The following is a 6,455-nucleotide window of genomic DNA, read 5'->3' as shown; positions in this document are numbered from 1 at the left end:
AAATCTAAAATCTAAAATCTAAAATCTAAAATCTAAAATTATTGCTGGGCGGTTTAAACTGCTGAGTCTGGTCAGGAAAATTCTGACCCGGATTTAATATGAGAGCTTAGTTGAATCCCTCCCCCAATTCATCTGTGGAGTCAAATCTAAAATCTAAAATCTAAAATCTAAAATTTAAAATTGATAGACTGACGGGCTTTATACTGTTTTTTCTGCTAAACTGCCCCGGAATATGTCAATAAATGTTTGATAACTGGTATGATTTACGTGCTTCGAGAGCATAAAATACTCGGAAGCAACCAGTGGGGCCAGACACAAACCTCACTATAAAACGCCGTAGAGGGAAAGATTGCCAGTACCTTGAAGGAAGTTCTCGATCTCCTTAACAGGAGTCAGAAGCCCACATCACAATCTATAGATTTGATGTAGGAGTGTCACATTCTAGAGCGCATTACAGGACAGGCTGAAGTAATGGCGAGACGACAATCTGACCAATTCCACACACCACCGCAATACAACCCATCCCCTAAACCGACGGCACAGTTCAGTGCAGAGGCGACAGGCGATGCGAGTTCCTTCGTAACGGCTGCGCCGAGCGAGGGAAAAAGAACTTTTTGGCAGTGGCAGCTTATCTGGCTGAGTCTCCTGGTGGGATTTGGAGTAACGGGGGCCGCTGCATTTCTGTGGTTGCTGACGATGCCTCCACCGCCCAATTGCCAGCAACTGTCGCCGCTGGCGGCGGACGGAGAGCGACTTTACTGCGCTCAGCAAGCTGCTAAGTCGGGCAAGCTAGAACAGCTAGAATCGGCAATGGCATTGGTGCAGGCTTGGCCGAAAGAACATCCGCTATACTCGCAAGGTCAACATTTGATAGGGGAATGGTCGAAGGCCATTCTGGGATTTGCCAGGGCAAAAATTGAGAGGGGCGATTTGAAAGGTGCTCTGGAGATTGTGGCGAAAATTCCGAAAACCAGTCGGTCTTACCCCGAAGTAGAAGAGGCTGTGACTGCTTGGGAAAAAAATTGGCAGGAGGGCCAAAAACTCTACGATACAGCCCTAGCAGCTTTGAAAAGTGAGGATTTAAGGAAGGCTTGGGATTATGCTCAAGCTTTGTTCAAGCTGGAAAATATTTTCTGGAGTCAGAAGCGTTACAACGAGCTGATAGGGCAGATTTCATTGGAAAGAAACGGCTGGCAGCGCTTGCAAGAGGCTAGAGATTTGGCGAAGGACGAGACTCCGCAAAAGTTCGCTGAGGCGATCGTCCTAGCTCGAAAAATAGACTCGCAGCTTTTTGCCCGCGCTAAAGCTGAGAAGGAAATTGAGGGCTGGAGCCGGACTTTGCTGGCAATGGCGACTAAGCGGTTGGGGGCGAAAGATTTGCCGGGGGCGATCGAGGCTGCTTCTGTTGTGCCACAGGATTCGCTACTATTTGCGGAAGCTCAAGATTTGATGCAGTTGGGTAGGGCTCAGGCAGTGACGTGGAACCAGTCGATATCAACTCCGCTGCCACAACACATTTTTAGCTTGCTGGAAGGGAAGGGGGCTGCTAGCCAAATAGCTCCGGGTCGCCCTCTGTACAAGCAAGCTCAAGTTCAAATTGAAAATTTGCAGGTGCAGTTTCAAGATTTGCTGCGGCTGCAAGTGGCGAGTACGATCGCGAGTTTCGGTCACATAGGGACGTTTGGACTCGCGATCGAGCAAGCGCAAACTATCGGAATCAAGCAGCCGCGGCGGATTCACGCTCAAACTTTAGTGGCTTCTTGGCGCCGGGAAATTCAGCGGATAGAAGACCAATCTTTTCTGACTCTGGCGAAGCAGTTGGCAGAAACGCAAACGGTTGAAGGACTCAAGGGTGGCATGGCTCAGTTAGTCCTGGTTGCTCAAAACCGGCCCCGCAGAATAGAAGCGCAAACTCTCTTGGCTGAGTGGACGAAACGCATAGAAGTTATTCAAGATCAGCCTTTTTTGGATGAAGCGATCGCCCTGGCGAAGCAAGGAAAACTTAGTGCTGCTATTGAAAAAGCTTCGGCAATTAAGAGCGGTAGGATTTTGTACGCGAAAGCTCAGGATAATGTCTATCAGTGGGTGAGCGAACTGCAAGTGGCTCAAGACAGACCGATTCTCGATCGCGCTGCGGAATTGGCATCTCAAGGCAGTCTAGGAGCGGCGATCGATACTGCTTCCCAAATCGGTTACGGTAGGGCGCTGTATTCAGAGGCGGCAGGTGCGATCGGGCGCTGGAGTGCTGAACTCAGAGCCAACAGTGCGCCCCCGCCGGAAGCCGCTCGCGAGTACGCGCCGGAACCCGCTCGCGAGTACGCGCCAGCTCCAGCAGAGGAGTACGCGCCAGCTCCGCGACAGGAGGAGTACGCGCCAGCTCCGCGACAGGAGGAGTACGCGCCAGAGCCAGAGCCTTACTATCCGCCTGCGAGAGAGCCGGAACCGGAACCTTACTATCCGCCTGCTAGAGAGCCGGAACCTTACTATCCGCCTGCGAGAGAGCCGGAACCGGAACCTTACTATCCACCCGCTCCGGAGCCGGAACCTTACTATCCACCCGCGAGAGAACAGGCCCCGGCTCCGGCTCCGGAACCGGCTCCTCCGGCTCCAGCTCCAGAACCGGCGCCACCCTCGATTCCTGAATCGGTTGGACCTCCTGATGCTAATTTGCTCCCGGAGTAATTGGGTTTTCGCGCGATCAGTCTCTAAAATCTCAAATCTAAAATCAAGTGAGTAATTTCCAAGTGCTGACGATCGAAGGCGACCCCATTTTCCGGCTGGGGCTGCGAATCGCTTGCGAGCAGTATCCAGACTTGCAAGTTGTTGCAGAGGTTTCAACCCCAACCGAGGCTTTGCGAGTTCTAGAAACTCGCTCGCTCGACTCTGGAGCAGCCAAGAAGCCCGCAGATTTGGTAATTTTGGCTGTTGAGACCCTAAATTTGCGATCGGGTCAAATAGAGGCGGTGGCATTTTGTCGCCAACTCAAAAGTTTGTACCCCAACCTGCCTCTGTTGCTGCTAGGCGGGCCGCTGACACCGGATCTGTTGGCGGAGTTACAGGCGACGGGCGCGAATGGCTATTGTCCTAAAGGTAGAGATATTTCCCTGACAATCGAAGCTATTCGCGCTGTGGCGTCTGGTTGCACTTATTGGGCGCCGGATGCGGCAGCTAACTCGGAAACAGAACTAAACGCAGCGGTGGTTCAAACAGTAGAAAAATCCGCAGTAATTGTAGATAAAAATGCAGAGAATTCGACAGTTGATACGCCAGTACACAAAAAAATGCTGGCTCATTTGTGCCTCTCTGGACTGCGCGAAATAGATGCAACTTTGGCGGTTGTTCAAGCTGATTTGCAAGATATCAGAGCCGCCGAACCGACAGATTTGCCTTCTATTTTAGATGGGGTTGTACTCAGCGGGCGCCGCAGGGAATTGCTCGCAGCTCGCTGGATAGTCAGTCAGTTATTATTTGAAGGGAAAGGGGAGAAGGCAGAAGGAAGAAAGCAGAGGAAAGAAGGCAGAGGGGAGAAAGAAGAAATTAGAGGCGAGAATTTGTTAAAGAATTCTCAATCGCAATTAGCGAAGTCCCAAGTTTTGGCGGGATCTTTGGTGGTTGCAACTAATTGGCAAGGTAGCTTGTTTGACTCGGCGGCAGCTAAATTGCAGTTTGATTTGGTGAATTTGACTGGCTTGCCTTTGGAAATCGATATTTTGCGATCGACCAAAAAGCGTGAATTGATGACTTCCATCCTGCGGAAGTTAAAGGATTTGCTGGAGGAATTGCGCTTTTCGCAAGTGCAGGAAACTCAATTGTCGCAAAAAATGCCTGCTATTTTACGGGATTTGTGGCAGGCGACAATCATAGATTTTTTTGGCAGATACTATACACTGCAAACGGAAGAAAATCTGGTTTTTGATGGCAGTAAAACCAGCTTGACACTGGGAGAAAGTCAAGGGGAAAGCGCTACTGACATCTGGGCAGGCAGCAGCGTAGAAGTTGTACCGCAGTTGCTAGCAGATGCTGATGTAGTTGCAGCCGAAATCCTTGACAAAATACCGATGACTGTTGATTTTTTTGCACATTTGCTATTTGAAACTCCTCTAACAGTTGACAATGTTTCTTGTGTTGCTGGCAGCCCGGAAGCGATGCAGCGAGCTGAAGCTTTGTTAGAAAATTTGGCAATCCAAGTTGCTAGCGGAGTAGTACAGCCTCTACTAAATAATTTGGCAAATATTGAAGAAATTAAGCAAATTTTTTACGATGGTAAGTTGATTTCGACGCGAGAAATTGAGAGATTTCGCAATGATTTGTCGTGGAGATATAGCTGGGATAGATATTTTGTGGAACCGAAAGCTATTTTTGAAAGCAGGTTTTGGCTGTTTGTTTTGGGCGATTCTGGAATTAAGAGAATTTCTATTTATGCTCCTAGAAATCTAGAGTTAGCACAGTTGTCTGGGTGGCAGTTAGCCTTGACTTTGCTGCTGGAAACCAGGGATGCGATCGCACCTAGAGTTCGCGCGGTTATTTCGCTGTTGGGTGCTGGCGTTGTTTACGTTTTGACTCAGGTAATTGGGCGGGGAATTGGTTTGATCGGGCGGGGAATTATCCAGGGGATTGGTAATTCTTTGCAGGATAGCAAGTTTGGGAAAAATGGGTAATTGGTTGCAGGATATTCTAGGTATAATACTAAATCCCGGTTATTTACCCCAACGATGAAGGTATGCTGAGGAAATCAACAGTCATTAAAAACTGACAATGAAATTGTGTTAAGGTGTAAAGGCATGAGGGTATGATTCCAGAATTTGATGAGCATGGTAACTTGCCACCAGGGGTGCATTGGGCAGAGTGGGAAGAGTTCAAAGACAGATTTGGAACAACACCGCGTCGCAGTCGCATGATAGATGGATTGCAAATGGCAATGGAGCAACTAAAAGCAGCAGGATGCAGGACAATTTACATCAATGGTAGCTTTGTTACTAGCAAAGTAGCTCCTCAAGATTTTGATGCTTGTTGGGATAGGGAGGAGGTGGATATGAATTATCTGAAAACTCATGCTCCTCGACTGAGAAATTATGCAGACCGAGCTGCTCAAAAAGCTTTTTATCGCGGTGAAATATTTCCATCCGACCAACCAGTCGGTAGTTACGATCTAACTTCCTATGAACTATTTCAGCGGGACAGAGAGCGAAATCCCAAAGGAATTATTGCTATAGATTTAGTCAGGTGGTCGCCATGATTAGAAATGAAAATCAATATGAATACACGCAAGAGTTACTGAAAAAATGTGAATATACGCTAGCCCAATATGACGCACAAGATGAAGAGGTAAAAAAGAACGATCCTTGGTGGTCAGTGATGCGTGAATCGATCCAAAGTCACCTGGATGCTTTCAATGCAGAAATAGCTGAGTATGAAAGATTGGTAGGGTGCGATCGCAGCCAAGACCTCAAAATAGAAGTAGACTCGATTTTAGAGCTGCCAAGAGTCTTAATTAAAGCTCGAATTGCTGCCAAAATGAGTCAAAAGGAACTTGCGGATAGGTTGGGGCTTGAAGAAAACAGAATTAAACAATATGAAGAGTCAGATTATCAATGTGCTAGCTGGGTGGAAATTATCGATATTACGGAATCCTTAGCAGTTGAACTAAAAACAGCTAGTTTTGCGGTGGATTTTCAGGAAATAGAAATTAGGAAAAAAACTCTAGCGGAGTTTGTGGAGCGACAAGGAAAGAAGTTAGAAATTAAGGCTCATCAAGTCGAGAAATAGTCATTAGTTATTAGCGAGGGCGAGCGCGAATTTATTCCTAGAAGCATTAACAACCTAAATTATGTCATTCTGAATGAAGCGAAGAATCTCAACAATTTGCAAGACCATCGAAAGTGCGATCGCCTTTATTAGATTCTTCCTTTAATCACAAGTTGTCCCAGGTCTGGCCATCTAGACACAGGAGAATAATCAAATTTCCAAACATCAAGCTCAAAAAGTTGACGATGCTCATCTAAATTCAATTCGACAGATACAGGAACTCCATCTTCATCTAAAAATTCAGCTTCAGCGACTGTTCTGCCAAGCCTTCTGCCTGAATCAGCAGGGCAGGATTTGAAGCGGAGGCTACCCATCCCACCATCGTCCATGTCCTCAACAAGCGCAGTGTTTAGTGTTGGTACTATTACTTCAGCAAGTTTAGAGTTGGTCATAAGTAGAGCTTTAATCAATGCTGATTCACCGAATTTTAGTAGGCGCATTTTTATTATTTTGGTGGTGTAAGACAACCTTTGAGAAAACCATTATTATCATAGGTAAAGGCTAAATAAATTGATTTTATTGCATTTGCCTTATTCCTTATTCCTTATTCCTTATTCATTCTGCTATAAAATGTTTATGGTTGGTGGTACGATCGCTAAATGCTATCCAGTTGACAATCAAGCAATTGGGTCTCTTGCCCCCGAATCCAT

Annotated in this window: 5 protein-coding genes; 4 read left to right on the top strand and 1 reads right to left on the bottom strand. The window is 46.9% G+C overall.

What is annotated here, in order from left to right; all coding sequences use genetic code 11:
* The first annotated feature begins 471 nt into the window (after positions 1-471).
* The 4 genes from QUB26_RS24735 (at position 472) to QUB26_RS24720 (ending at position 5,766) form a co-directional block, all read left to right on the top strand.
* A complete protein-coding gene (locus QUB26_RS24735) occupies positions 472-2,682 on the top strand; it encodes a hypothetical protein (RefSeq protein WP_333243231.1) in 2,211 nt (736 codons plus the stop codon).
* Between the two features lie 47 nt (positions 2,683-2,729).
* Entirely contained in the window at positions 2,730-4,658 is a 1,929-nt protein-coding gene (locus QUB26_RS24730; protein WP_333243233.1) for a DUF3685 domain-containing protein, read from the top strand.
* Positions 4,659-4,789: 131 nt separating this feature from the next.
* The gene (locus QUB26_RS24725; RefSeq protein ID WP_333243236.1) at positions 4,790-5,236 is read left to right on the top strand and encodes a DUF6932 family protein; all 447 of its coding nucleotides are present in this window, start codon (positions 4,790-4,792) and stop codon (positions 5,234-5,236) included.
* Positions 5,233-5,766, top strand: a complete 534-nt coding sequence (locus QUB26_RS24720) for a helix-turn-helix transcriptional regulator (RefSeq protein ID WP_333243239.1) — start codon at positions 5,233-5,235, stop codon at positions 5,764-5,766. The genes QUB26_RS24725 and QUB26_RS24720 overlap by 4 nt, the downstream gene beginning before the upstream one ends.
* 128 nt (positions 5,767-5,894) lie before the next feature.
* On the opposite strand, the gene QUB26_RS24715 is transcribed toward QUB26_RS24720, so the two are convergent.
* A complete protein-coding gene (locus tag QUB26_RS24715; protein ID WP_333302792.1) occupies positions 5,895-6,245 on the bottom strand; it encodes a DUF6984 family protein in 351 nt (116 codons plus the stop codon).
* Positions 6,246-6,455 lie beyond the last annotated feature (210 nt).

The sequence above is a fragment of the Microcoleus sp. B4-C1 genome, from assembly GCF_036705285.1.
GTDB lineage: Bacteria > Cyanobacteriota > Cyanobacteriia > Cyanobacteriales > Microcoleaceae > Microcoleus.
The sequence above is the reverse complement of the archived record's forward strand: the minus strand, read 5'-3'. Positions and strand labels throughout refer to the sequence as shown.

Excerpts from the sequence above, each read along its gene's own strand:
- QUB26_RS24735 (WP_333243231.1), top strand. The coding sequence starts at position 472 with ATGGCGAGACGACAATCTGACCAATTCCACACACCACCGCAATACAAC.
- QUB26_RS24725 (WP_333243236.1), top strand. The coding sequence starts at position 4,790 with ATGATTCCAGAATTTGATGAGCATGGTAACTTGCCACCAGGGGTGCAT.
- QUB26_RS24720 (WP_333243239.1), top strand. The coding sequence starts at position 5,233 with ATGATTAGAAATGAAAATCAATATGAATACACGCAAGAGTTACTGAAA.
- QUB26_RS24715 (WP_333302792.1), bottom strand. The coding sequence starts at position 6,245 with ATGCGCCTACTAAAATTCGGTGAATCAGCATTGATTAAAGCTCTACTT.